The following is a 24,034-nucleotide window of genomic DNA, read 5'->3' on the forward strand; positions in this document are numbered from 1 at the left end:
CTTGGCCCGCATCGCCTTCATCTGCCCGCCGTTCGCGGCGCATCTGGCGAGCTTTCGCGCGCTTGGCGAAGCGCTGCAGGCGCGCGGGCATGAGCCCTTCTTCCTCCTCAATGCGGACGCAGAGGGAGCGGTCGGCGACATTCCGCTTCATCACGTTTGCCGCCGCGCCAACGATCCGCAGGTGGGCCGCGTGCTGGTAGCGGCGGAGAAGCCCGGCGGGCTGGTCGCGACGTTGCGCACCATCGCCGACAGCGCTGCATTGACCGATCAGCTATGCGAAGGCGGTCGCGAGCGGCTTCGGGCGTTGCGGGCCAACGCGGTCGTCGGCGATCAGATGGAGCCTGCCGGCTACTTGCTCGCCAAGGCGCTTTGTCTGCCGTTCGTCGGGCTTGCTTGCGCGGTGCCGATCGACCCCGCGCCAGGCGTACCCTTGCCCTTCCTGGACTGGCCATATGAGCCGCAGGCCGAAGGTAAGCTGCGCCGAACCGGCAAGATCGCGGCTGCCTTGAGCCGCCGTCAAAACCAGGTGATCGCCGCCTGGGCCGAGCGGTTCGGGATCGGCGCCCATTCCAACCTTCAGGATTGCCTTGGCGGTACGCAGATCACGCAAATGGTGCCGGCACTCGACTTTCCGCGACCAGAGCCCCTGCCCTTCGTTCCCGTGGGACCGCTACGCCGGAATGAAGAGCTCGCCGACGCGGCGCTGCCGTTTGATCTACCCGAGGCCAAGCCAATGATCTTCGCCACCATGGGAACGCTGCTCGGCGGCGATCTCAAGCTGTGGCGGGCGCTGGCCAAGGCCTGCCGCGAAGCCGGGGCTGCCCTCGTGCTTGCCCATGGCGGCCGGCTGAGCGCGGCAGAGGTCGCCACGCTGGACGTTCACCATGCCGCGGCCTTTCTCCCTTACCGCGCCGTCATGAGGCACGCCGCGCTGGTGATCACGCACGGCGGCAGCAACACGGTGCTCGATGCTTTGTCGTGCGGTGTGCCCTTGCTGATCCGCCCGGTCGGTTTCGACCAGCCTGGTAACCTCGCGCGGGTGCGGCATCACGGCCTAGGCGAGGAGCTGGCCAAGCGGCCCGGCGCCATTGCCGAGCAGATCAAGCGACTGATTGCGGACGAAGCAGTCAGGGCGCGCTGTACCGCGGTTGCGGACGCGCTGGCCCAGGCTGGCGGTGCCCCGCGCGGTGCCGCAATCGTTGAAGCGGCGCTCTCCGCCTGATTGTCAGCGCGTGGGCAGCAGCAGGCTGGAATCACCATAGCTGTAGAAGCGGTAACCCGACGCAATCGCGTGAGCATAAGCGCGCTGCATGGTGTCGAGGCCCATCAGCGCGCTGACCAGCATGAACAGCGTCGAGCGCGGCAGGTGGAAGTTGGTCATCAGACCGCCGACCGCTTTCCAGCGGTAGCCAGGCGTAATGAAGATAGCGGTATCGCCTTCGAACGGCAGGATGCGGCCATCGTCGGCCGCTGCGCTTTCGATCAGGCGCAGCACGGTGGTGCCGACCGCGATGATCCGCCCTCCCCGCTCCCGCGCGGCGTTGAGACGCTCGGCGGTGACGGCGTCGATGCGGCCCCATTCGGCGTGCATCTTGTGCTGGGCCGTGTCGTCGGCCTTGACCGGAAGGAACGTGCCCGCCCCTACGTGAAGGGTCAGCGTCTCGCGCGCGATTCCCGCTGCATCGAGGGCGGCGATCAGCCGCGGGGTGAAGTGGAGCGAAGCGGTGGGCGCCGCAACCGCGCCTTCGGCCGCCGCGAACATGGTCTGGTAATCCTCGGCGTCCGCCTGATCGATCGGCCGTTTGGAGGCGATATAGGGCGGTAGCGGCATGGTGCCGGCTTTGGTGAGCAGCACTTCGACCGGCTCGTTTCCAGTGAAGCGAAGTAGGAGCGCGCCATCGCTACCCTTCTCTTCGCACACCGCCTCGACGCCAGCGCCGAAGGTGACCGTGTCGCCGACCCGCACCCGCTTGGCGTTGCGGACGAAGGCCCACCAGGCCCGCAGATCGTGCCGCTTGTGGAGGGTGGCGCCGATGCTTGCCTCACCCCGGCGGCCTTCTAGCTGCGCCGGGATGACCTTGGTATCGTTGAAGACCAGCACGTCGTGCGGACCGAGCAGCGACGGCAGGTCGAGGACGGTGCGGTCTTCCATGACGCCGCCTTCGATCAGCAGCATCCGTGCGCTGTCCCGCGGCCGCGCCGGGCGCAGCGCGATATTCTCTTCTGGAAGCGCGAAGTCGAACAAGTCCACTTTCATGGACCCGCCCCTACCGGTGCCGGCGCGCCGGGGAAAGGATCAGCCGCCGAGTGTGGCGCGGACGATGCGGGTCGGCTCGGCCGGCGGTTCGCCCGGCGCGATCTGGTCGACGAAGTTCATGCCCGACACGACCCGGCCGAACACGGTGTACTTGTTGTCGAGGCTGATCCGCGGCACGAACATGATGTAGAACTGGCTGTTCGCGCTGTCCGGGCTTTCGGCGCGGGCGGCGGACACCGTTCCGCGAAGGTGGGGCAAGCTGTTGAACTCGGCCTTGACGTCCGGAAGCTCGCTGCCGCCGCTGCCGTTGCCCTTGGGATCGCCGCCCTGTGCCATGAAGCCCGGGATCACGCGGTGAAACATTAGACCGTTGTAGAAGCCCTGCCGGGTCAGCGTCTTGATCCGCTCGACCGCCAGAGGTGCCGCGTCCGGGCGTAGTTGCACCACCACCGTACCGCCGTTCGACAGCTCGAGCGACCAGCGGTTCGAGGGATCGGCAACAATGTTGGCAGGCGCGTTGATCGGCAGCGGCGCGGTCGCGGCGGCAGACGCCTGGGCCAGCGCCGGCGCGGACAGGAGGGCGAGCAACGGCAAGGCGAACGTGAGCTTCATTTCTTCCCCTTGTGCCCGGTCCGTGCCGCCACGTCGGCGGCCACGGCGGGCGTGACGAACTTGTTGATATCGCCGCCATAACGCGCGATTTCTTTCACCAGCCTTGACGCAATCGGCTGCAGCGACACGTCGGCCATCAGGAAGACCGTTTCGATCCGGTCGTTCAGTTGCTGGTTCATGCCGGCCATCTGATATTCGTATTCGAAATCGGCCACCGCACGCAGGCCGCGCAGGATCATTGCCGCGCCTTGGGCTTCGGCGAAGTCCATCAGCAAGCTGTCGAACTGGGTAACCGAAACATGCGGCAGGTCGGCGACTTCGCGTGTCACCATCGCCATCCGCTCCTCGACCGTGAACATCGGCTGCTTGGACGGATTGGTGGTGACGCCGATGACCAGTTTGTCGCACATCCGCGCGCCGCGCTGGATGATGTCGAGATGGCCGAGCGTGATGGGGTCGAAGGTCCCGGGATAAACGGCGGTGCGGCTCACCGGTCGCGCTCCACGGCATAACGGGCGATGGCGCGGAGGAGATCGGCTTCCCCGCCGTGGCCGTGAAGATGCTCGATCGCTTGTTCGACCAGCATTTCAGCCTGTTGCCGGGCGCGGTCGGCACCGAGCAGCGAGACAAAGGTCGCCTTGCCGGCATCGGCATCCTTTTGGAGCTTCTTGCCAGCCGCCTGCTCGTCGCCTTCATGGTCGAGGAGGTCGTCCGCGATCTGGAAGGCAAGGCCGACGTTGCGGGCATAGCCGCGATAGCGGGCGCGACCTTCCTCGGCAACGCGGCCCATGATGACGGCGGCTTCGACCGCATATTCGATCAGCGCGCCGGTCTTGAGCTGCTGAAGGCGGGTGATCGCCTGAAGATCGAGCGTCTGGCCCTCGGCGGCGAGGTCCATCGCCTGCCCTCCACCCATGCCGTCGATCCCCGATGCCTTGGCGAGCTCCACCACCAGTTCCGAACGAACAAACGGGTCTTCGTGAGTGCGCGCGTCGGCCAGCAGCTCGAAGGCAAGCGCGTGGAAGCAGTCGCCGGCCAGCACCGCGATCGCTTCGTCGAACAACTTGTGGACCGTCGGCTTGCCCCGGCGCAGGTCGTCGTCATCCATGCAGGGAAGGTCGTCGTGGATCAGGCTGTAGACGTGGATCGCCTCGATCGCCGCGCCGGCGCGAAGCGCACGTTCCTCGTCGATCCCGAACAGGCGGGCAGCGGCGACCGTGAGCAGCGGGCGGAGCCGCTTGCCGCCGCCGATCCCCGCGTGGCGCATCGCTTGGCACAAACGATCGCGACCATCGCAGCGGTCGGCCAACGCCGCCTCGAACAGGCGATCGACGCCTGCCGCAATGCGCTTGGCTTCAGCGAAAAGGTCGGTAGCGTCGGCCACGCTCGCCATCACTGCGCCTCGAACGGACGGGTGCCCGCGGGCTGGCCGTCGGGTCCGAGCGCGATGGCGTCGATCCGCGCCTGCGCGGATTTGAGCCGTTCCTCGCACAGCCGCTTCAGGCGGTCGCCTTCCTGATAAAGGTCGATCGACTGGTCGAGCGGCGCTTCGCCGCGTTCCAGCAGGCGGACGATCTCCTCGAGCCGCGCCAGCGCGGCCTCGAAGGACAGGTTTTCGGGGGCGGAAGCCATGGTAGCGGATTAGCCGCCGGGACGAGGGACGCAAGGCCCCTCACCCAAAGGCTCAGGCCTTGCGGAACGGATCCGCGATGCCGGGCACGATCTCGCCCGGTGCAAGGCCATGCTCGTCGCGCTGGGCGTCGATCGCGGCGGCCTCGGCGTCGCGGGCATGCTGCTCGCGCTCGGCGCGGAGCTGCTCGATCAGGCTGGCGCGGTCGGTGTCGAGGCGGCCGTCGTCGACATGCTCGATCCCCGCCGCCTTTTGCGCCTTGGCCACCGCCGCATCGAGTTCGCGCTGCGAAGTCAGACCAAGCGTGACCGGATCCTTGGGCTGGATGTTGGCGATGTTCCAGTGGCTGCGGTCGCGGATGGCGGCGATGGTGGTGCGCGTGGTGCCGATCAGCTTGCCGATGGCGCCGTCCGACACTTCCGGGTGGTTCTTGATGATCCAGGCGATGCCGTCGGGCTTGTCCTGGCGCTTGGACACCGGGGTATAACGCGGGCCCTTGGTGCGGGTGACCTGCTCGGGCGCCTTGAACATCTTGAGGCTGTAGTTCGGGTCGGCCTGGCCGCGCTCGATCTCCTCGTGGGTGAGCTCGCCCGAGCGAAGCGGATCGCGGCCGGTCAGCTTGGTCGCCGCCGTGTCGTCGGCGATCGCCTGCACTTCGAGGATGTGGAGGCCGCAAAATTCGGCGATCTGTTCAAAGGTCAGGCTCGAATTGTCGACCAGCCAGGCGGCGGTCGCATGCGGCATGAGCGGGGTTGCCTGCGGGGCTTGGGCCATCACTAGTCTCCGGACACAAAAAGGGCCGCCCCGTTAAGGAGCGGCCGCGTATGCAATCCTCTTAGAACGAACGCATCCCTTCGGCAAGATCGCCGATCAGGGCACCGGATTCGACTTCGGCTTTTTCCAGCTGTCGAAGGAATGGAGCCAGCCCTGTTCGCAGTAGCGAGGCGGCATCTGCCCGGGCGCGAATGGCTCGTCACAGCGCACGTGCCGGTCGGAAAGATCGGCGCGATAATGGGGCCATGCTTCCAACTGGTGGTTCGGGTTCTTCCTCCACGCCGCCACTTCGCGCTTCCAGCTCGGGCCGTCAGCGTAGGTCTCGCCGGGTTGCACGAAATGCACTGCGCCCACGAACAACATCAGGATCACGATCATCCGCGGCGCCCGCCGTTCCGTCTCGTTCGGCCGCGCCGCGAGGCACAGGAAACACAGCCCAAGCAGCACCAGCGGGATGTAATTGTACCGTGGGCCCGCCACAGAGAAAAAGGCCGAGTAGGACGAACCGGTGAGGATCCCGAAGCCGAGGCTCACCGCAGCCACGCTCATGGCCGCAGTGAACAGCCAGGCGGCATCGTCACGCGCTTTGAGGGTGGCGGCGAAGATGGCGCTGAACACGCCCACCGAAAGTGCGGCGATCAGCCACAGGCCTGGACCGCCCTTTGTCAAACCGATCGCCGCTGCCAAGCCGACGTGGTCGGCTCCGTTCAGCCCGCCTAACGGAAGCGCGATCAGGCGGATGAACATGGCCGCCGCGAGATTGACCGGATCGAACGGAGCGCCACGCAGCGGCGTCGAATGGTAGAAGAACAAGAGCTGGATCGCCGCGCCCGCCGCAAGAATGGCGAATTGGCGCCAGCGCCGGGCATCGCGGTCGACCACGGCTCGTAGTCCCAGCAACGGCAGAAACACGATCGCCGCCGGCCCGCACAACGGCGCAAGGAACAGGATCGCACCTTCGAACCAGCTGCGAACCCGGCCGCTTCCCGCCTGCAAGGCCACGATCAACCCGACCGCGAGCGCCAGGTGGAATTGGATGTGCATGACGTTAAGGAACACTTCCTCGGTCGTCGGCATCACCAGCAGGATCAACAGCGCCACCGCACGGCGCCGATGATCGGCAAGCCAGGGCGAACGGCTCTTGATGACGAGAATGGCTGGCACCAGCTGCCCGCAAAGTCCCGCCAGCATGACGAAATACGGCGCTTTCTCGAGCGAGATCACACCGCCCTTGAGGAGGCCCGCAAGTGCCAGGGTGATCCCGTTCGCAGCGATGTTCAGATAGCCGCCAAACGGACGCAACAGCGCTTCGGCAGGGAAATGCCAGGCAAAGGCGAGGAATACGGTCGCATCCTCGTCCTGGAAGCGCCCTTCCACCCAAGCCAGGGGCAAGCGCAATGCTGCTATGACGGCGAACAGGCCAAGCACCACCAGCACCTCGCGAGTGCGCAGCTCGCGTCTGGTCGGAACGGTCTCGGCGGTGATGGGCGACATGAAGCTCATGACGCGAGAGCTAGCGGAAGAAGGTTACCAGCAGGTTCACCGAAATCTGGCTGCGTCCAAGCACCAGCCCGAAAATTCTTTGAACATGGTTTACGCTTCCTTTGCCATTTGCCGTGAATGGTGCCGACATCCGCTGTTTGGTGGCGGGTTGTGGGAGGGTAAAGTGGACAGATTGATCTTTGGCCAAGCGATCGCGGCACGGCGCTCGGTTCTTCAATCGCACTTCGATGTCTGTCGGCAGTTCGAGGAGATCGAGGAAAGCTGCATCCCCTCCTACGTCCACGGCAATCGCCCGGCCGCCTGGGTCGCCTGGCAACGCAACAAGGCTGCTGCCAGCCTTTACGGGCAATATGCGCCCGCTGGCCCGATCCTGGATTTCGGCGCCGCCACCGGCGAGGTCGGCCACCTCATCCAGAAGCGCGGTCCCTATCACATCATCGAGCAGGACGAGCAGCTGGCGAAGGCCTGCGGCGAGTGGCAGGCCGTCGAACGCCAGACGCTCGAGACGGCCAAGCCGGGAAGCTACGCCGCGATGTTTGCGCTCGACTCGCTCGAGCATAATGAGAACATTCCGGAGCTGGTCGAGCGCCTTGCCACCCTGCTGCGCAAGGACGGCGTGTTCATCCTGTCAGGCCCGACCGAGAGCAGCTTCTACAAGTTCGGACGCCGGCTGGCGGGCTTCTCGGGCCATTACCACCACAGCAACATCTTCGACATCGAACGCATCTTCGCCGACCACTTCGAGCGGATTGACGCGCGCCGGGTGCCGATCTTCCCAACCCTCTTCCGGGTCACCGCCTGGCGCCTTCGTTCATGCTCCTAGAAGCGCTCTCTTCGGCGGCGGCGAGGGCAGCGGCGGGCGATCAGCACAGCATCGCCGTCATCATCCCCTGCTTCCGGGTCTCTCGCCATGTCGCCGACGTGATCGGGCGCGTTGGTCCGGAAGTGGCGGCAATCTACTGCGTGGACGATGCCTGTCCCGATGGATCGGGTGACCACATCGAAGCAAGCCTTGCCGATCCGCGCGTGCGGGTGGTGCGACATGACTGCAACCAGGGCGTCGGCGGCGCCACCCTCACCGGCTACCGCGCCGCGCTTGCCGATGGACACGACATTCTGGTCAAGATCGACGGCGACGGCCAGATGGACCCCGCCCTCGTCCGGCGTTTCGTCCAGCCGATCATCGACGGTACGGCCGATTACACCAAGGGGAACCGCTTCTTCTTCCTCGAGAATGCGCGAGGAATGCCGCTGGCCCGGCTGGTCGGCAATAGCGCACTGTCGTTCCTGACCAAACTGTCATCGGGCTATTGGAACATCTTCGATCCCACCAACGGCTACACCGCGGTGCATCGCTCGGTGGCTGAGCGACTGGTCCGGCAACGCATCGACCAGCGCTACTTCTTCGAAAGTGACATGCTGCTGAACCTCTATCTGCTTCGCGCGGTGGTGCAGGACGTGCCGATGGCCGCGGTCTATGCTGACGAGCGCAGCAACCTCAGCATTCGCCGTGTGGTGCTGCCCTTCCTGTTCAAGAACCTGCGCAACATCGGGCGGCGGTTCTTTGTCCATTATCTTATCCGCGACTTTTCGCTGGTCACGCTGGAGGTGATCGTCGGCATTCTGCTGCTCGCTTTCGGCATCGTCGCCGGCGCGAGCTTCTGGATCGGTTCGTTCACCTCCGGCGAGGCAGCGACTGCCGGACAGGTGATGATCGCAGCGCTTCCCATTCTCAGCGGCACGCAATTCATCCTGTCGGCGCTCAACTACGACATCCGCAACGTGCCTAACCTGCCCAGAGCAGCTTCGATGGACAGCGACGTCGTCGAGCGGAATGGTGGCTATCCGGCCCGCCTTCCAGAACTTGCGAAAGCGCATTGCAGGTGAGCGTTCACGCCCCGATCAGTCAGTTCGCCTCGGCCAAGCGGCAGGGGAATCTGCCTCACGTCCGCTTCTTTCTTCTGGTCGCCCCCTTCCTCTACGCTGCGTTTGCGCTGCTTAGCCCTCCCTTTCAGACGCCCGACGAACACCAGCATCTGTTCCGGGCATGGCAATTGTCGGAATTGCACCTGATTGCCGAACGCCGCGGTCCTGCGCTTGGGGGCGTGCTTCCCGGCGGGATCGAAATAGCGGCAGCACCCGAGATCGGAACGGTCGATCCGCACGCTTTGCGGCCTCCGCCCAAGCGCCCGTTGACCATGACACGCAGCACGTCGCCCGATGCAGCGCCGCCCCGCTTCTATGATTTCTTCGGATCGGCCATCTACTCTCCGGCCGGCTACGGACCACAAGTGCTGGCCGTCTGGGTGGGCAAGTCTGCCGGTCTGTCGGTGGAGAACATCGTTCGCCTCGGCAGGATCTTCAACGCCGCCTTCGCCATTGCGTTGATCGCCGCCGCAATTGCCCTGACGCCGTGGGGCGCGTCGGTGTTCCTCTTCGTCGGTCTGTTCCCGATGACCGTCGCTACCGCATCCGCTCTCGGGCAGGATGGATTGATCAACGGTGGCGCATGCCTCCTGACGGCACTTGGCCTTCGGGCAGCCGCAAGCAAGCGGTGGACCCTTCCGTCACGAACCGGCGCCTTTCTCCTGCTTTGCGCCCTCACGCTCAGCAAGATCGTCTACTTGCCCCTGGCACTGGTCGGCGGCCTGCCACGACGCGAGAAGCCACTCCGCGAAGTCGTGCTTCTGCTTCTCTGTTGCCTCCTTCCCGCACTGCTGGCCGTTTGGTGGGTGGCGGCGACCAACGCCGTGAAGGTAGATCACTTTGCCCACGTTCCTCATGCAGGGGAGCGGGTCGCCTCCTGGCTGGCCGACCCTTCGCTCCTCGTGGCGCCGCTGCTGTCCGCTTTCGCAGGTCTGCCGAGACTGATGCAGCAGACCTTGTTCACCTTCGGCTGGCTCAACATCGGTCCGATCATGCCTGCGCAAGCCCTCTCCGCCGCAGCGCTTCTTTGCTTGTTCCTGGGTGGTGGAACTGAGCAAGGCGAGCCGGGGGCTGCAATGCGCCTGCGCCTCATCGTCGTGAGCTTCGGCATTGCGATCGCCATCTGTCTGGCGTTGCTGCTGACCTACACGCCCGTCGACATGCCCGGGGTGAATGGCTTGCAAGGGCGCTACTTTATTCCCTCGGCATGCCTCCTGCTGCTGGCGCTATTGCCTGCCCGTAGCTTCGTTGCGTCCGCGGGTGTTCACCTCAGGACACTGCTGATCGGCGCGAACCTGGTCGTCCTGATCGTTATCGCCAAGGCGTTCTACACGCTCTAGCCGGTTACCAGGACGATCTTGCCGACATGCTCGCCCGCTTCCATCCGGGCATGGGCGGCAGCCGCCTCAGCCAGCGGGAACGTCCTGTCCATCACCGGGCGCAGCTGCCCGCTTTCGACGAAGGGCCAGATCTCGCGGCGAAGTTCTTCGGCGACCAGCCCCTTGAAGGCTGTCGGTCGTGGCCGCAGGGTTGAGCCGGTGAGGGTCAGGCGGCGGCGCATGACGTCGAGAATGTTGAGCTCGGCCGTTACGCCGCGCTGGGTAGCGATGGACACGTGCCGCCCATCATCGGCCAGGCAGGCAATGTTGCGCGGCAAATAGTCGCCGCCGACCATGTCGAGGATGACGTTGGCCCCGGCACCGCCGGTTAGACGCTTCACCTCTTCCACGAAGTCCTGCGTCCTGTAGTTGATCGCCGCCGCAGCGCCGAGCTTCAGGGCCGCGGCGCATTTCTCGTCGCTGCCGCAGGTGACGATCGCCTTCACGCCAAGCAGCCGGCACAGCGAAATCGCCATCGTTCCGATACCGCTGGTGCCGCCGTGAACGAGGACCCAGTCGCCCTCGGACGCAAAGCCGCGCTCGAACAGATTGACCCAGACCGTGAACAGCGTCTCGGGCAGCGCTGCCGCTTCGGCCATCGACAAGCCGTCCGGCACGGGCAGCGCGGTTGCAGCAGGCGTCACGCCATATTCGGCATAGCCGCCGCCGGCGACGAGTGCGGTCACCTTGCTGCCGATATGGTGGGTTGCCCCCTCGCCCGCCGCGACCACCTCGCCGGCAATCTCGAGCCCGGGGATGTCGCTGGCGCCCGGCGGCGGCGGGTAGAAGCCGCGGCGTTGAAGGACATCAGGACGATTGACGCCTGCAGCGGCGACCCGGATCAGCAACTCGCCAGCGCCAGGTTGCGGCACCGGGCGGGATACCGGCACCAGCACTTCGGGGCCGCCCGCCATGCTGATCTCGATCGCCGTCATGACGTCCGGAAGGTCCATGATGCCCCACGCTGCTGAAGTTTCGTTAAGCCATAGCCGCTGAACGAACACGGCAAAGCGAAATCTTGTGGATGGCTTTTTTATCCGTGTTGACTTGTAGGGCACCGGCCCCGACCTTGGACCACATGGACGACGATCTCTTTTCGTCACGCCCCGAGGATCCGCTGGCGAGCCTTGCCCGCCAGGACCTCGATCCCTTGAGCCAGCATGAGCTGGACGAGCGGATCGAGGCGCTTGAGGCGGAAATCGCGCGGGTGCGCGCCCACAAGGATGCGGTCGCCAAGCACCGTTCCGCGGCCGATGCGCTGTTCAAGCGATGAGCCGCAACACCTGACCTTTTTCGCCGCCCTTGCAGCGGCTGCATCGCCTCACAAGATAAGAAGTTAAGAACGCCGGGAGATTGTCTCCGCCCGGCCAAGGAGTTCCCCCACTCATGCCAAGTTTCGCCCGCGAGCTCGAACAAACTCTCCACAATGCGCTTGGGGAAGCGAGCCGCCGCCGCCACGAATATGCGACGCTGGAGCATCTGCTCATGGCGCTGATCGATGACGGCCATGCTTCCAAGGTGATGACCGCCTGCGGCGTCAACCGCGATGAGCTCAAGGCCACCGTGAAGCAATATCTTGACGGTGAGCTTGGCGCTCTCGTCGCCGACAGCGGCACCGATCCGACCCCGACCAGCGGCTTCCAGCGCGTGGTCCAGCGCGCCATCCTGCACGTCCAGTCGTCGGGCCGCGATGAAGTGACCGGCGCCAATGTGCTTGTTGCGCTGTTCTCCGAGCGAGAAAGCTATGCGGTCTATTTCCTGCAGCAGCAGGACATGAGCCGGCTGGATGCGGTCACCTACATCAGCCACGGCGTCGGCAAGGGCGAAAATGCCGATGGCGCGCAGCCCGCCGCCGGTGCCGATGCGCCCGAAACCAAGTCGGACAAGCCTGCCGACAAGAAGGAAAGCGCGCTCAAGCAGTTCACCGTCGACCTCAACGAAAAGGCCAAGAACGGCAAGGTCGATCCCTTGATCGGGCGCATGGCCGAGGTCGATCGGACGGTGCAGATCCTCTGCCGCCGGTCCAAGAACAACCCGCTCTATGTGGGCGATCCGGGCGTCGGCAAGACCGCCATTGCGGAAGGGTTGGCGCGCAAGATCATCGAGGGCGACGTGCCCGAGGTGCTGAAGCCCGCGGTCATCTACTCGCTCGACATGGGCGCACTGCTGGCGGGCACCCGTTATCGCGGTGATTTCGAGGAGCGGCTGAAGTCGGTCGTTACCGAACTCGAGAAGCTGCCGCACGCGATCCTGTTCATCGACGAGATCCACACGGTGATCGGCGCCGGCGCGACCAGCGGCGGAGCGATGGACGCCTCCAACCTTCTCAAGCCCGCGCTGTCGGGCGGCACGATCCGCTGCATCGGTTCGACCACCTACAAGGAATTCCGCAACCACTTCGAGAAGGACCGGGCGCTGCTCCGGCGCTTCCAGAAGATCGACGTCAACGAGCCGACGGTCGAGGACACGATCAAGATCATCTCGGGTCTGCGCTCGAGCTTCGAAGAGCACCACAAGGTTCGCTACACCCCCGATGCGATCAAGTCGGCGGTCGAACTCAGCGCGCGCTACATCCATGACCGCAAGCTGCCGGACAAGGCGATCGACGTGATCGACGAAGTCGGCGCGATGCAGATGCTGGTGCCGGTGGGCAAGCGCAAGAAGGTGATAACGCCTAAGGAGGTCGAGCAGGTCGTCGCGACCATGGCGCGCATCCCGCCGAAGAGCGTCAGCACCGACGACAAGAAGACGCTCCAGAACCTCGAAGCGGACCTGAAGCGCGTCGTCTTCGGGCAGGACCTCGCGGTTGAGCGGCTGGCCTCGGCCATCAAGCTCAGCCGGGCGGGTCTGCGCGATCCGGACAAGCCGATCGGCAACTACCTGTTCAGTGGCCCGACCGGCGTCGGCAAGACCGAGGTCGCGCGCCAGCTCGCCTCGATTCTCGGCATCCCGCTGCAGCGCTTCGACATGTCGGAGTATATGGAGCGCCATTCGGTCAGCCGGCTGATCGGCGCGCCTCCGGGCTATGTCGGGTACGACCAGGGTGGTCTGCTGACCGACGCGGTCGACCAGCAGCCGCACAGCGTGCTCCTGCTCGACGAGATCGAGAAGGCGCATCCCGACCTGTTCAACATCCTCTTGCAGGTGATGGACAACGGGAAGCTGACCGATCACCACGGCAAGACTGTCGACTTCCGCAACACGATCCTGATCATGACCACCAATGCCGGTGCGTCCGACATGGCGCGGGAGAGCATCGGCTTCGGGGCCGCGAGCCGCGAGGACGTGCAGGAAGACGCGATCAAGAAGATGTTCACGCCCGAATTCCGCAACCGCCTCGATGCGGTGGTGCCGTTCGGCTATCTGCCGCCGGCCGTCGTCGCCCGGGTCGTCGACAAGTTCATCCTGCAGCTTGAGCTTCAGCTGGCCGACCGCGGCGTTCACATCGAGCTCGACGACGAGGCGCGCGAGTGGCTCACCGCCAAGGGTTATGACAAGCTCTACGGTGCGCGTCCGATGGGTCGCCTGGTGCAGGAGAAGATCAAGCAACCGCTCGCCGAGGAATTGCTCTTCGGCAAGCTGGTCCACGGCGGCGAGGTCAAGGTCCGGTTGAAGGACAATGTGCCGGTGTTCGAGATCACGCCGGCCGCTCCGGCCAAGACGACCAAGGGTAAGGCGAAGGCCAAGCCGGCCAAAGCGCGCTCTGTTCGGCCGGCCGAACAGCCGCCGGAGGCGGACTCAGGCGGGCAGTCCGAAACCGGAGAAGCCCCGGAAACGCCTGCGGCTGAGTAAGACAATATCGCAACGGAAATGAGGAGGTCGGGAGCTCAAAGCTTTCGGCCTCCTTTGCTTTGCTTAAGAAGCAGGCACCTTCCCGCCGCGTTCGCGTTCATGGTTGGTGCCTGATTCAACCTGCCTTCACTTCGTGATCTTCGCGGCGGTATGAATCACTTCCCCCCGCTCCTCGCCAATCCTCAGGTGATCACCCTTACCGTGCTGGTTGCGGTGGTGGCGGCACTGATCTGGGACAAAGCGCGCTCCGATGTGGTGGCGCTGGCGGGCGCAGCGGTGCTGCTGCTGACGGGTGTGGTTCGGCCAATCCAGGTGCAGAGCGCCTTTGCCAGCCCGGCGATCATCACCCTCGCCTCCTTGTTCGTCATTGCCTACGCCATGGAATTGGCGGGCCTTCTCGATGCCGGCATCCGCGCTTTGGTGGCGATCTGCCGGCGGATCGGGCGTGCGGGTTTGTGGATCGTCATCGCAGTATGCGGAGCGGCCTCGGCGTTTCTCAACAACACGCCGATCGTGGTCCTCTCCGCACCCATCATCCGGGACACCGCGGCCTCGCTCGGCATTTCCGCGAAACGCTATCTCATTCCCTTGTCCTACGCCGCAATCCTCGGCGGTGGCTGCACCCTGATCGGCACGTCCACCAACCTCCTCGTCAGCGACATGGCCGGGGCCGCTGGCCAGGCTCGCTTCGGAATTTTCGAGATCACCCCCGTCGGGCTTGCGGTGGCGATTGCCGGAGGCCTGTACCTCCTGTTCTTCAGCGGCCGTCTTATCGACACGTCCGAGCGGAGTGAAACGACGGTCGAGGCGCCCACGGGCGGCACCACCCAGGCGGGCGGACAGATCGGCGATGCCGCCGCTTTTGCCGCTGAACGCCCGCTGCGGCCCGTGCGTGCGCTGGTGTCCTTGGCCGTGTTCGTGGCGGTGATCGCTCTTGCGGCGCTCGGCGTTGCCCCCATCGCCGCCTGTGCCTTCGCTGGCGCCGTGCTGCTGATCCTGTTGAGGATCATCACCGCCGACGAAGCTTATAGCGGCCTTCGCCCTGACGTGCTGATGCTGATCGCCGGCATGCTGGTGCTGGGCATTGCACTCCGCACCTCCGGCGTGGCCGAGCTAATGACCGAATTCCTGATCGGCAATCTCGAACAGCTGACTCCGCTGATTGCACTGATCCTGATCTACGGCGTGGTGCTGTTCGCGACCGAGCTCTTGTCCAATGCGACCGTTGCCGTGCTCTTCACCCCCATTGCCGTCAGCATGGGCGAAGCATTGCAGGTCAGCCCGCGGCCCTTCCTCGTTGCCGTGATGATGGCCGGCAGCGCTGCCTTTGCGACTCCCTTCGGCTACCAAACCAATGCCCTCGTCTACCAGATGGGGCGGTACCGCTACATGGACTTCGTCCGGCTCGGGCTACCGCTCAATCTGGTAACGTGGGTAGCCGCTGTTGTCGCAATCCGGGTCTTCTTTCCCTTCTGATCCTTACTTCTGCTCGTCGAGCTGGATGGTGCCGCTGGTGCCGCTCCCTTGCGGCGCGAAGCGCATCAGGAAGGTCGCGCCGTCCTTGGTCTTGCCTTGCAGCGCATCGGCCGCCAGCGCCGCCTCGATCCCCTGCGCCTTGAACTGGTCGACGAAGTAGGTCCGGACCTCCTCCGGTGAGGCGGGCGCGGTGAAGGTGAAGTTGACCCGGCCCGGCTTGCCGTCACCCGCATCGAGGTTGAAGCCCGTCAGCTCTGCGCCGGGCATCATCTTGACCCCGTCGATGTCGAAGTTGGCGTTGGACATGATACCCGTGGGCAGCTTGATCTCGCCCTTCGCGAACGGCAGATTGAAGGCGACGCGGGCATCGGCGTCGGCCTTCATCTGCACCGTCTCGTCACCAGCCGCCGGCTCCCTCACCTCGGCCTTGCAGGCAGCCAGCAGAAGCAGCGGCGTCAGTGCGGCGTACTTGATCATGTCGTCTCCCCTCGAAGTGTATTGGTGATGTAATACGCTATTGTTCTCCGTCAAGTCAAACCTGCCCGACTGGCGCCCCGGCGTGAAAGATGATTGATTGCCGCCACTGACATCAGGGGGCGAGCAATGACGAACAGGGCGGCGATCATCACATTGGCAGCGCTGCTGGTGAGTGCGGCAGCAATGCCGGCACTGGCGCAGACCACGCCGACCGCTCCGGCCGGAACGCCGGCGCCGACCCCGGCTTTCACCGGTAGCGACCTGTTCAACCTTTCCTACGCCGCGGACCCGCAGATAAGCCCCGACGGAAAGCGCATCGCTTATGTCCGGATGAGCGCGGACGTGATGACCGATCGGTATCGCCCGAGCATCTGGGTGATCGACACCGCAACCGGGCGGCAGGAGCCGCTGGTCACTGGCACCGGTTCACACACCAGCCCGCGCTGGTCGCCTGATGGCCGCCGCCTTGCTTATGTATCGACCGCCGAAGGTCCAGGCGCACAGATGTTCGTGCGATGGATGGACAGCGGCACGACCGCGCGCATTTCCGGCCTTCCCGACAGCCCGTCCGACATGGCCTGGTCGGCCGACGGGCGGCGCCTCGCTTATCTGATGCGCGTGCCCGGCGAAGGACCGGCAATCGGCAAGGCACCGCCCAAGCCCGAAGGCGCGACCTGGGCCGAACCGCTGCAGGTCATCGATCGCCTGCAATATCGCAACGACGGCGCCGGCCTTGCCCGTCCCGGCACCGATCATCTGTTCGTGGTCGATGCCGACGGCGGCGCGCCGCGGCGGCTGACCAGCGGCGCCTTGCTGCTGAATGGGCCGATCGCCTGGGCTGGCGACAGCATCCTTGCCAGCGGCAGCCGGGCCACCGAGTGGGAGCGGGACCCGCTGGAAAGCGAGGTGCTGGCGATCGATGTCGCAAGCGGCGCCGTGCGGGAGCTTACCCGCCGCAAGGGTCCGGACGGCGCTCCAACCGTGTCGCCGGACGCCCGAACAATCGCCTTCCTCGGCTTCGACGACGATGGCCAAGCCTACAATCAGGCGGGCCTCTATCTCATGAACCGCGACGGCAGCGGCGTCCGGCGGGTTGCGGCAGGCCTCGACCGCTCGATCGACAACGTGCAGTGGACCGGCAACCAGCTAGTCGTCGGCTTCGAGGAAAAGGGCCACTACCGACTTGCCCGCGTCTCGCCATCGGGCGCAGTCACAACCTTGCCCTATGACCTTGCCGCGCCAGCGGTAGGCCGCCCCTACACTGGCGGCGCGTGGAGCGTTGCGCGCGACGGCACGCTTGCCTTCACCAGCGGATCGGCGACCCGTCCGACCGATGTGTCGATGGCGCGCGGCAGCACGGCGCGGCGGCTGACTGCGCTCAACGACCTGTGGCTGTCCGGCAAACGCCTCGGCGAAGTTCGGACGCTTGACGCAAGGGCGCCGGACGGCACGGCGGTACCAGGCTGGATCCTCATGCCTGCCGGCTACCAGGACGGGCAGAAGGTGCCGACCATTCTCGAGATCCACGGCGGCCCTTACACCAGCTACGGTCCGTACTTCTCGACCGACTATCAGCTGTTCGCCGCGGCAGGTTACGCGGTGCTCTTTCCCAACGTGCGCGGATCGACCGGCTATGGCGAAGCCTTCGCTGACGGGATCGAGAAGAGCTATCCAACGCCGAATGAGACCGACCTCATGGCCTCGGTAGATGCCGCGGTTGCCGCCGGGCTTGCTGACCCCGAGAACCTATTCATCACCGGCGGCTCTGGCGGCGGGCTGCTGACCGCCTGGATGACCGGCCACACCAACCGCTTCAAAGCCGCCGCGGTGCAGAAGCCGGTGATCAACTGGACCAGCCAAGCGCTGGTTGCCGATGGCCTGCCTCTGTTCGGCCGCTACTGGCTCGGTGGCATGCCGTGGGAGAAGCAAGCCGCCTATTGGCAGCGCTCGCCGCTTAGCCTTGCCGGCAAGGTCATGACGCCGACGCTGGTGATCGTCGGCGGGGATGACCTTCGCACCCCCAATGCCGAAGCGGAGCAATGGTATGGCGCGCTCCGCCTGCAGGGCGTGCCGGCGATGCTGGTGAAGGTGCCTGGCGCACCGCACGGCCTCGACGCGCGGCCAAGCCAGGCGGCGGCCCGGGCGTCGGCGATCACCGCCTGGTTCGATCGCTACCGCACCCGCAAGTAGGGGCTTTTCAGGGCAGTCGGGCAAGCGCATGAGGTTGGCGATGATTGCCGTCTCAGGAGATTGCACTTGACCCGTCTTGCCCTGCTTTTCGTTGCCAGCACTGCCCTCGCCGCCGGCCCGCTCGCCGCGCAAAGCTTCTCGGTTCCGCGCCTCACGCAGGACATCAAGACGCTGAGCTCCGACGCCTACGAAGGTCGCGGACCGGCCACTGCGGGCGAAGTGAAGACGGTGGCTTATCTCTCGCAGCAGCTGAAGGCCGCGGGCGTGCAGCCGGGCGGCGATGTGGTGAACGGCCAGCGCCAGTACACCCAGCGCGTGCCGCTGCTGCAGTCGAACTGGAGCGCGGATCCGGTCGTCAGCCTTCAGGGTGGTGCCGCCGCCGGGCGCCTCGCGCAGGGCACCGATATCGCCGTTCGCGCGCCGCTGAACGGCGCCAGCCAACTTCGCCTCGACAACGCGCCGCTGGTGTTCGCCGGTTACGGGGTCCAGGCGCCCGAACGTCAGTGGGACGACTTCAAGGGCATGGATGTCCGCGGCAAGATCCTGGTTGTCTTCATTAACGATCCCGACTTCGACGGGCCTTTGGCCGACGGTGGCCCTGACTTCGGCGGCAAGGCGATGACCTATTACGGCCGCTGGACGTACAAGTACGAACAGGCGGCCAAGCTCGGTGCCGCCGGCGTGCTGATCGTCCACGAGGACGCGCCCGCCTCCTATGGCTGGGCCACGGTCAAGAATTCGAACACCAACACCATGTTCGACGTCGTCCGCCAGGATCCGCGCGGCGCGCACCCGGCGATGGAAAGCTGGATCAGCAAGGCCACCGCCGAGAAGATCTTCGCTGCATCGGGCACGACGCTGGCACAGGCCAAGGCCGCTGCCCGCCGCCGTGACTTCAAGCCGGTCGAGCTCCCCGTCCGTCTCAGCGCCACCGGCAATGCCGCGGCGCAGACCATCACCAGCTACAATGTCGTCGGCCTGCTGCCCGGCACCACCCGGCCCGACGAAACGGTGATCTACTCGGCGCACTGGGATCACCTCGGCGTCGGTCAGCCCGACGCGCGCGGCGACCGCATCTATAATGGCGCCGCCGACAATGCGACCGGCACCGCTCACGTGCTGGAGCAGGCGCGCTGGTTTGCGAAAGAGCCGCGTACGCAGCGCAGCCTCGTCTTCCTGTTCGTGACCGCCGAGGAAAAGGGCCTGCTCGGGTCGGAATATTACAACAGCAACCCGCTCTATCCGCTCGGCAAGACCGCTGGCGTCCTCAACACCGATGGCGGCGCGCTTTATGGTCCGGCCCGCGACATCTCGATCTCGGGCTCGGCCAAGCTCGGGCTCCTCGACCTGCTGACCGCCGAAGCCGCCAAGCAGAACCGCACCTATTCGCCGGATGAGCGGCCCGAAGCTGGTTCCTTCTTCCGCTCGGACCACTTCCCCTTCGCCAAGCGCGGCGTGCCGGCAATCAGCTGGAACGGCGGCCGCGATCTCGTCAATGGCGGCAAGGCACGCGCCAAGGCGCTGGCCGACGACTACACCGCCAAGCGCTACCACCAGCCGGCCGACGAGTTCGACCCGAGCTGGGATTTCAGCGGCCTCGTGCAGGACGCGCAGATTCTTCACAACGTGGGGCGCGCGCTGGCCAATTCGTCCGCCTGGCCGAACTGGAGCGAGGATAGCGAATTCCGCGGGGCGCGCGACGCGTCGGCGGCGGAGCGCGGCGCTCCTGCTCCCGTCACCACCCCCGCTGCAGGCGAACGGGGCTGATCGACCTCACCCCTCCTGCCGCCGGCGGGAGGGGCAACAGGAGACCGTCATGAGCGACCTCATCTTCTACACCAACCCGCAATCACGCGGGCAGATGATCCGCTGGATGCTCGAGGAAGTCGGCGCTCCGTATCAGACCGAGCTCCTGACATACGGCGGGACGATGAAGGCCGAGCCGTACCTGTCGGTCAATCCGATGGGCAAGGTTCCGGCGATCAAGCATGGCGATCACGTGGTCACCGAAGTGGCAGCGATCTGCGCCTATCTCGCCGATGCTTTTCCCGATATCGGCCTTGCCCCGCCGTCCGGCGAGCGGGCCGACTATTACCGCTACCTGTTCTTCGCCGCCGGGCCGCTCGAGCAGGCCTTTAGCCTCAAGGCTGTCAATTATGAGGTGCCGGCCGACAAGCAGGGGATGTTCGGCTTCGGCAATCACGCCAGCACCTTTGCCACGCTGACCACGATGCTCGACGGCCGCGAGTACATCACCGGCCGGTTCAGTGCTGCCGATCTCTACGTCTCGTCCATGCTGGGCTTCATGATGATGTTCGGCGGGCTGGATCAGCAGGAGCCGTTTACCAGCTACGTCGCGCGTTGCACCAACCGCGATGCCTATCGCCGAGCCAAGCAGAAGGATGCGGAAGCGGCGGAGGCGATGAAGGTGGACGGCTGACCCTTGGTCGTGCTTGCCGTGCAGGATGGCGAGCCTCATCGTGCGGCCATGGAGGACCAGTAATGACCGAAGACCTGAAGGCCCGCGCCATCGCGCTTTACGACCGCTTCACGCATGAAGGCATGCCCCGCCGCGACTTCATGGCGCGGATGGTGGCGCTGGCCGGCAGCGCCGCCGCTGCCGAAGCACTGATCGGAAGCATTGCCGCCTCCCCCGCAGCGGCCGCCATCGTCCCCGAGAACGACAACCGGCTTACGATCCGGGACCAGACGGTCGCCGGCACCAAGGCCTATGTCGCCGAACCGCGTAGCCGCAGCCTCAAGCCAACGGTGATCGTGATCCACGAAAACCGCGGCCTTAACGCGCACATCAAGGACGTCACGCGCCGCGCTGCGCTGGCCGGCTATCGTGCGGTGGCGCCCGACTTCCTGACGCCGCTCGGCGGCACGCCCGCCAATGAGGATCAGGCGCGCGAGATGATCGGCAAGCTCGACCTGGCGGCCGCCAGCGCTGCGGGTGTCGCCATGCTGCGCGAAGTGGCGGGCTCCAGCCGCGGCGGCAAGGTCGGTGCGGTCGGCTTCTGCTGGGGTGGCGCTTACGTCAACCGGCTTGCGGTGGACGCTGGCGCCGATCTCGATGCAGGCGTCGTCTATTACGGCACCGCCCCTGCCCCGAGCCAGGCAGCCAAGGTCCAGGCGCCGCTCCTCATTCAGCTCGCCGGCCTCGACACACGCGTGAACCAGACCGGCTTCCCGTGGGTCGAAGCCTTGCGCGCGGCGGGCAAGCCGGTGACCTTCCAGCTCTACGATGGCGTCAACCACGCCTTCCACAACGACACCTCGGCCGAACGCTACGACAAGGCCGCCGCCGAGCTTAGCTGGCAGCGGACCCTGCGCTTCTTCAAGAAGAACCTGGGCTAGGCGGGCAGCGCGCCGCTTGGGCGGGGCCGCTTGCCGACGTTCCAGCCCGACCAGGCAACCAAGCCTCCAAAGGCGGCCGCGGCAACCATGATCGGTTCGGACGGCACTTGCGCCATCGCTGCATACAGTGAGCGCCATGCCGGCAGCCCGCCGACGGTCGCAAAGGCGAGCGCACCAAGAGTGCTCATCAAGGCCGCCCACAGCCACGGCCGGCCGTCGGCCCCTCGCCCACGAGCGATCAGCAAGGCCGCCGCTGCCGCGATCAGCTGACCCGCGATGAAGCCGGGGAATAGGAGGTGGAAGGTGCCCGGTCCCCGCGCGCCCAAGGGGATACCACTCAGCCGGCCGAGGATTGGCGGCAGCAGCGCGATGATCGTCGCCAGCATGTAGGCCGAATGCAGCTTCACCTTGCGGCGATGGCGGAGCGCCTGATGGTAGAACACCACGAACATCCCGACGCTGAAGATGTCGAGCCAGGCAAGGCGCGCGGCGTAGAGAACGTGGAACTCACTTCCAGCGACCATCTTGGCCGCCATGCCGAAGAACAGCCCTGCGCCACCGGCGAGGAACAGCGGAAACAGCACCAGGCTGCCCATTCCGGCAAGGCGGTGGGTGTCGCGGTCGCCGTGCTGGATCGTCCAGCTTTGCGCGGCCAGCAGCATCAGCCAGGCGAAGGCGGTGATGCCATGCGCATGGAACTGCCAGGTGGCGGATGGAAGGACCGACCAGTAGCTCGGCCAGAACGCCAGCCCGATCAGCGGGATCAATCCCAATACATACCAATGCGCGTGACGATACGGCATGTGCAAACCCCCTTGCAGCCGAAAATCGCTTCCCAGCGATCCACCCACGATTCGGCAGCATAGCTTGTCGTTAACGCAGCGCAAGAAAAAGGGCCCGGCGGTTTCCCGCCGAGCCCTCTTGTCTGAGCCGTTTGGCTGCCCCGCTTACTCGCGGTTGCCCATGAAGCTCAGCAGGAACGTGAACATGTTGATGAAGTCGAGGTAGAGGTTCAGCGCCCCCATGATCACGACCTTGCCCATCATGTCGGTGCCAGCGACATAGGCATACATGCTCTTGATCTTCTGCGTGTCGTAAGCGGTCAGGCCGGCGAACAGCAGAACGCCGATGCCGCTGATCGCGAACGACAGCGCGCTCGACTGCAGGAACAGGTTGACGATCATCGCCACCAGCAGGCCAACCACGCCCATGATCAAGAAGGTGCCAAAGCCCGACAGGTCCTTCTTGGTGGTGTATCCGAACAGGCTGAGGCCGGCGAAGGCCGCCGCCACGGCGAAGAAGGTCTGGGCAATGCTCGTCCCGGTGTAGACCAGGAAGATCGAGCTCATCGACAGGCCCATCACCACCGTGAACGCCCAGAACAAAGCCTGCAGCGTCGAGGTCTTCATGCGGTTGAGGCCGAAGCTCATCGCCATCACGAAGCCAAGCGGCGCCAGCATGATCACCCAGCGCAGCGGGGTCGAAAGCACTTGCTGGGCAAGGCCGCTCGAGGCGAACAGCAGGGCGACAATGCCGGTCAGCAGCACGCCCGAAGCCATGTAATTGTAAACGCTCAACATGTAGGACCGCAGGCCCGCATCGCGGGCGGCACGCGGAACGCCGACCGAGACGGCCGGGTCATAGGCGGTCGTCGTGCGCGGGTCAGACCAGTTCTGCATTCTCAAGCTCCATCGTCGGCGGGCCGAAGCGGCCCGTCCACGTGACCATATATCGTTGGAGCGCCCAAAGGTTTCAAGGAGTTTTCGCGAACGAAACGACCTACTTACATGTGAGTAGATGCTGCTCGCCCCCGCTTGCGCCAAAATGCGCCGCTGCTACTCTTCGAACTAGTATCCGGGGGAAACAAATTGTTCGGCTATTTCGCGGCGGTCCTGCCTCACTTCCTTGCATACTTCGGTGCTGCGCTGCTGCTGGCGGCCGCTTTCCTTGCGCTTTACATCCAGCTGACCCCGCACCGGGAATTGGCCTTGATCCGCGCCGGCAACAGCGCGGCGGCGCTGCAACTTACCGGCACCTTTCTCGGCTTCGCGCTGCCGGTCGCAGTGGTGATCGGCAACAGCGTCAGCATCCCCGACATGCTGCTGTGGGGCGCGGTCGCTTTGGTCGTGCAGCTTCTGGTGTTCGTGATCATCGCCCGACTGCTGTTCCGCGGCATCTCGGCGCGGATCGAGCAAGGCTGTGCCGCAAGCGGGATCTTTGTCGGCGGCATGGGGCTCGGCATCGGGGTCCTGCAGGCCGCGTGCATGGTCCCCTGACGTCATGGAAAAGAAACTCACCCTGACGATGTCGCTCGCCGCTGCATTGGCCGGCCTCACCGGCTGCTCCGATGGCGACGATTACCGCGCGGCCGGCACCACCCGGGTGTGCGCGGATGATTGGGGTCAGCGCATTGCCGACGACAATTGCGAGCGGCGGGGTGGTGGCGGCCATTTCCTTTATCTCGGCCGCGGCGCGCCAATCCCCTATTACTACGACAACCTCAATGACCGCCGCTACGCCGGCTATGTCAGCCGCACGCCACCCGCCGGCGGCTCGTTCCTGCGTGCGCCGGCCGGTAGCAACATGGCCCGCTCCTCCGCCATCTCGCGCGGTGGCCTCGGCGGCAGCGCCCGCAGCTTCGGGCGCGGCGGCTAAGCC

Annotated in this window: 23 protein-coding genes and 1 pseudogene; 13 read left to right on the forward strand and 11 right to left on the reverse strand. The window is 65.5% G+C overall.

The window, feature by feature from the left end:
* Position 1: 1 nt before the first annotated feature.
* On the forward strand, positions 2–1,222 hold the full coding sequence (locus tag ACP69Z_RS11015; RefSeq protein ID WP_426267529.1) for a glycosyltransferase: 1,221 nt from the start codon (positions 2–4) through the stop codon (positions 1,220–1,222).
* A gap of 3 nt (positions 1,223–1,225) precedes the next feature.
* Here ACP69Z_RS11015 and queA read toward each other — a convergent pair whose 3' ends face one another.
* The 7 genes and pseudogenes from queA to ACP69Z_RS11050 all read right to left on the reverse strand — a co-directional run bounded on the left by queA (position 1,226) and on the right by ACP69Z_RS11050 (position 6,776).
* Entirely contained in the window at positions 1,226–2,257 is a 1,032-nt protein-coding gene (gene queA / locus ACP69Z_RS11020) for a tRNA preQ1(34) S-adenosylmethionine ribosyltransferase-isomerase QueA (protein ID WP_426267530.1), read from the reverse strand.
* A 48-nt stretch (positions 2,258–2,305) separates the two neighbouring features.
* Positions 2,306–2,869 (reverse strand): annotated as a pseudogene (locus tag ACP69Z_RS11025) (peptidylprolyl isomerase); the annotation flags it as partial.
* Positions 2,866–3,360 (reverse strand): pantetheine-phosphate adenylyltransferase, encoded by a 495-nt coding sequence (gene coaD, locus ACP69Z_RS11030; protein ID WP_426267531.1) that lies wholly within the window; start codon positions 3,358–3,360, stop codon positions 2,866–2,868. The gene coaD and the pseudogene ACP69Z_RS11025, both read right to left, overlap by 4 nt.
* Positions 3,357–4,262, reverse strand: coding sequence for a polyprenyl synthetase family protein (locus ACP69Z_RS11035; protein ID WP_426267532.1), 906 nt, complete (start codon positions 4,260–4,262; stop codon positions 3,357–3,359). The genes coaD and ACP69Z_RS11035 overlap by 4 nt, the downstream gene beginning before the upstream one ends.
* Positions 4,262–4,501, reverse strand: coding sequence for an exodeoxyribonuclease VII small subunit (locus ACP69Z_RS11040; protein WP_426267533.1), 240 nt, complete (start codon positions 4,499–4,501; stop codon positions 4,262–4,264). The genes ACP69Z_RS11035 and ACP69Z_RS11040 overlap by 1 nt, the downstream gene beginning before the upstream one ends.
* Positions 4,502–4,553: 52 nt before the next feature.
* Entirely contained in the window at positions 4,554–5,243 is a 690-nt protein-coding gene (locus ACP69Z_RS11045; protein ID WP_426268092.1) for a cell cycle transcriptional regulator TrcR, read from the reverse strand.
* Between the two features lie 126 nt (positions 5,244–5,369).
* Entirely contained in the window at positions 5,370–6,776 is a 1,407-nt protein-coding gene (locus ACP69Z_RS11050; RefSeq protein WP_426267534.1) for a hypothetical protein, read from the reverse strand.
* A gap of 163 nt (positions 6,777–6,939) precedes the next feature.
* Here ACP69Z_RS11050 and ACP69Z_RS11055 point away from each other — a divergent pair, with 163 nt between their 5' ends.
* From ACP69Z_RS11055 to ACP69Z_RS11065, 3 genes are read left to right on the forward strand one after another with little or no spacing between them, the layout of a single operon-like run.
* Positions 6,940–7,599, forward strand: a complete 660-nt coding sequence (locus ACP69Z_RS11055) for a class I SAM-dependent methyltransferase (RefSeq protein WP_426267535.1) — start codon at positions 6,940–6,942, stop codon at positions 7,597–7,599.
* Positions 7,590–8,663 carry a glycosyltransferase family 2 protein gene (locus ACP69Z_RS11060; RefSeq protein ID WP_426267536.1) on the forward strand — a complete coding sequence of 358 codons (1,074 nt, stop codon included), beginning with the start codon at positions 7,590–7,592 and terminating at the stop codon, positions 8,661–8,663. Before ACP69Z_RS11055 ends, ACP69Z_RS11060 begins: the two co-directional genes overlap by 10 nt.
* Positions 8,660–10,042: a DUF2142 domain-containing protein gene (locus tag ACP69Z_RS11065; protein ID WP_426267537.1), complete on the forward strand. Its 1,383-nt coding sequence runs from the start codon at positions 8,660–8,662 to the stop codon at positions 10,040–10,042. Before ACP69Z_RS11060 ends, ACP69Z_RS11065 begins: the two co-directional genes overlap by 4 nt.
* Here ACP69Z_RS11065 and ACP69Z_RS11070 read toward each other — a convergent pair.
* Positions 10,039–11,034, reverse strand: a complete 996-nt coding sequence (locus ACP69Z_RS11070; RefSeq protein WP_426267538.1) for an NAD(P)H-quinone oxidoreductase — start codon at positions 11,032–11,034, stop codon at positions 10,039–10,041. The two genes, ACP69Z_RS11065 and ACP69Z_RS11070, sit on opposite strands and share 4 nt — an antisense overlap.
* A gap of 125 nt (positions 11,035–11,159) precedes the next feature.
* On the opposite strand from ACP69Z_RS11070, the gene ACP69Z_RS11075 reads away from it, so the two are divergent.
* The 3 genes from ACP69Z_RS11075 to ACP69Z_RS11085 all read left to right on the forward strand — a co-directional run bounded on the left by ACP69Z_RS11075 (position 11,160) and on the right by ACP69Z_RS11085 (position 15,349).
* The gene (locus ACP69Z_RS11075) at positions 11,160–11,354 is read left to right on the forward strand and encodes a DUF1192 domain-containing protein (protein WP_426267539.1); all 195 of its coding nucleotides are present in this window, start codon (positions 11,160–11,162) and stop codon (positions 11,352–11,354) included.
* Between the two features lie 113 nt (positions 11,355–11,467).
* Positions 11,468–13,873, forward strand: a complete 2,406-nt coding sequence (gene clpA, locus ACP69Z_RS11080; RefSeq protein ID WP_426267540.1) for an ATP-dependent Clp protease ATP-binding subunit ClpA — start codon at positions 11,468–11,470, stop codon at positions 13,871–13,873.
* A 150-nt stretch (positions 13,874–14,023) separates the two neighbouring features.
* On the forward strand, positions 14,024–15,349 hold the full coding sequence (locus ACP69Z_RS11085) for an SLC13 family permease (protein WP_426267541.1): 1,326 nt from the start codon (positions 14,024–14,026) through the stop codon (positions 15,347–15,349).
* 3 nt (positions 15,350–15,352) lie between these two features.
* Here ACP69Z_RS11085 and ACP69Z_RS11090 read toward each other — a convergent pair whose 3' ends face one another.
* Complete coding sequence (locus ACP69Z_RS11090; RefSeq protein WP_426267542.1) at positions 15,353–15,826, reverse strand: hypothetical protein; 474 nt, start codon at positions 15,824–15,826, stop codon at positions 15,353–15,355.
* 126 nt (positions 15,827–15,952) lie between these two features.
* Between ACP69Z_RS11090 and ACP69Z_RS11095 the strand changes: the two genes are divergently transcribed.
* From ACP69Z_RS11095 to ACP69Z_RS11110, 4 genes are all read left to right on the forward strand, one after another.
* Entirely contained in the window at positions 15,953–18,016 is a 2,064-nt protein-coding gene (locus tag ACP69Z_RS11095) for a S9 family peptidase (RefSeq protein WP_426267543.1), read from the forward strand.
* Between the two features lie 66 nt (positions 18,017–18,082).
* Complete coding sequence (locus tag ACP69Z_RS11100) at positions 18,083–19,783, forward strand: M28 family peptidase (protein ID WP_426267544.1); 1,701 nt, start codon at positions 18,083–18,085, stop codon at positions 19,781–19,783.
* A gap of 49 nt (positions 19,784–19,832) precedes the next feature.
* Positions 19,833–20,456 (forward strand): glutathione S-transferase family protein, encoded by a 624-nt coding sequence (locus ACP69Z_RS11105; protein WP_426267545.1) that lies wholly within the window; start codon positions 19,833–19,835, stop codon positions 20,454–20,456.
* 62 nt (positions 20,457–20,518) lie between these two features.
* The gene (locus ACP69Z_RS11110) at positions 20,519–21,376 is read left to right on the forward strand and encodes a dienelactone hydrolase family protein (RefSeq protein WP_426267546.1); all 858 of its coding nucleotides are present in this window, start codon (positions 20,519–20,521) and stop codon (positions 21,374–21,376) included.
* Here ACP69Z_RS11110 and ACP69Z_RS11115 read toward each other — a convergent pair.
* Both ACP69Z_RS11115 and ACP69Z_RS11120 read right to left on the reverse strand, forming a co-directional pair.
* Positions 21,373–22,179, reverse strand: a complete 807-nt coding sequence (locus ACP69Z_RS11115) for a hypothetical protein (RefSeq protein WP_426267547.1) — start codon at positions 22,177–22,179, stop codon at positions 21,373–21,375. The two genes, ACP69Z_RS11110 and ACP69Z_RS11115, sit on opposite strands and share 4 nt — an antisense overlap.
* 144 nt (positions 22,180–22,323) lie before the next feature.
* Entirely contained in the window at positions 22,324–23,055 is a 732-nt protein-coding gene (locus tag ACP69Z_RS11120; protein ID WP_426267548.1) for a Bax inhibitor-1/YccA family protein, read from the reverse strand.
* Positions 23,056–23,244: 189 nt separating this feature from the next.
* Here ACP69Z_RS11120 and ACP69Z_RS11125 point away from each other — a divergent pair, with 189 nt between their 5' ends.
* Positions 23,245–23,652, forward strand: a complete 408-nt coding sequence (locus ACP69Z_RS11125; protein ID WP_426267549.1) for a DUF350 domain-containing protein — start codon at positions 23,245–23,247, stop codon at positions 23,650–23,652.
* Between the two features lie 4 nt (positions 23,653–23,656).
* Positions 23,657–24,031, forward strand: coding sequence for a hypothetical protein (locus tag ACP69Z_RS11130; protein ID WP_426267550.1), 375 nt, complete (start codon positions 23,657–23,659; stop codon positions 24,029–24,031).
* The last annotated feature ends 3 nt before the right edge of the window (positions 24,032–24,034 follow it).

The sequence above is a fragment of the Sphingomonas sp. LHG3443-2 genome, assembly GCF_049896405.1.
Classification (GTDB): domain Bacteria; phylum Pseudomonadota; class Alphaproteobacteria; order Sphingomonadales; family Sphingomonadaceae; genus Sphingomicrobium.

Coding starts and splice junctions, on each gene's coding strand:
- queA (WP_426267530.1), bottom strand. CDS start 2,257: ATGAAAGTGGACTTGTTCGACTTCGCGCTTCCAGAAGAGAATATCGCG.
- ACP69Z_RS11035 (WP_426267532.1), bottom strand. CDS start 4,262: ATGGCGAGCGTGGCCGACGCTACCGACCTTTTCGCTGAAGCCAAGCGC.
- ACP69Z_RS11040 (WP_426267533.1), bottom strand. CDS start 4,501: ATGGCTTCCGCCCCCGAAAACCTGTCCTTCGAGGCCGCGCTGGCGCGG.
- ACP69Z_RS11045 (WP_426268092.1), bottom strand. CDS start 5,243: ATGCCGCATGCGACCGCCGCCTGGCTGGTCGACAATTCGAGCCTGACC.
- ACP69Z_RS11050 (WP_426267534.1), bottom strand. CDS start 6,776: ATGAGCTTCATGTCGCCCATCACCGCCGAGACCGTTCCGACCAGACGC.
- ACP69Z_RS11060 (WP_426267536.1), top strand. CDS start 7,590: ATGCTCCTAGAAGCGCTCTCTTCGGCGGCGGCGAGGGCAGCGGCGGGC.
- ACP69Z_RS11070 (WP_426267538.1), bottom strand. CDS start 11,034: ATGGACCTTCCGGACGTCATGACGGCGATCGAGATCAGCATGGCGGGC.
- ACP69Z_RS11075 (WP_426267539.1), top strand. CDS start 11,160: ATGGACGACGATCTCTTTTCGTCACGCCCCGAGGATCCGCTGGCGAGC.
- clpA (WP_426267540.1), top strand. CDS start 11,468: ATGCCAAGTTTCGCCCGCGAGCTCGAACAAACTCTCCACAATGCGCTT.
- ACP69Z_RS11085 (WP_426267541.1), top strand. CDS start 14,024: ATGAATCACTTCCCCCCGCTCCTCGCCAATCCTCAGGTGATCACCCTT.
- ACP69Z_RS11090 (WP_426267542.1), bottom strand. CDS start 15,826: ATGATCAAGTACGCCGCACTGACGCCGCTGCTTCTGCTGGCTGCCTGC.
- ACP69Z_RS11095 (WP_426267543.1), top strand. CDS start 15,953: ATGACGAACAGGGCGGCGATCATCACATTGGCAGCGCTGCTGGTGAGT.
- ACP69Z_RS11105 (WP_426267545.1), top strand. CDS start 19,833: ATGAGCGACCTCATCTTCTACACCAACCCGCAATCACGCGGGCAGATG.
- ACP69Z_RS11110 (WP_426267546.1), top strand. CDS start 20,519: ATGACCGAAGACCTGAAGGCCCGCGCCATCGCGCTTTACGACCGCTTC.
- ACP69Z_RS11115 (WP_426267547.1), bottom strand. CDS start 22,179: ATGCCGTATCGTCACGCGCATTGGTATGTATTGGGATTGATCCCGCTG.
- ACP69Z_RS11120 (WP_426267548.1), bottom strand. CDS start 23,055: ATGCAGAACTGGTCTGACCCGCGCACGACGACCGCCTATGACCCGGCC.
- ACP69Z_RS11130 (WP_426267550.1), top strand. CDS start 23,657: ATGGAAAAGAAACTCACCCTGACGATGTCGCTCGCCGCTGCATTGGCC.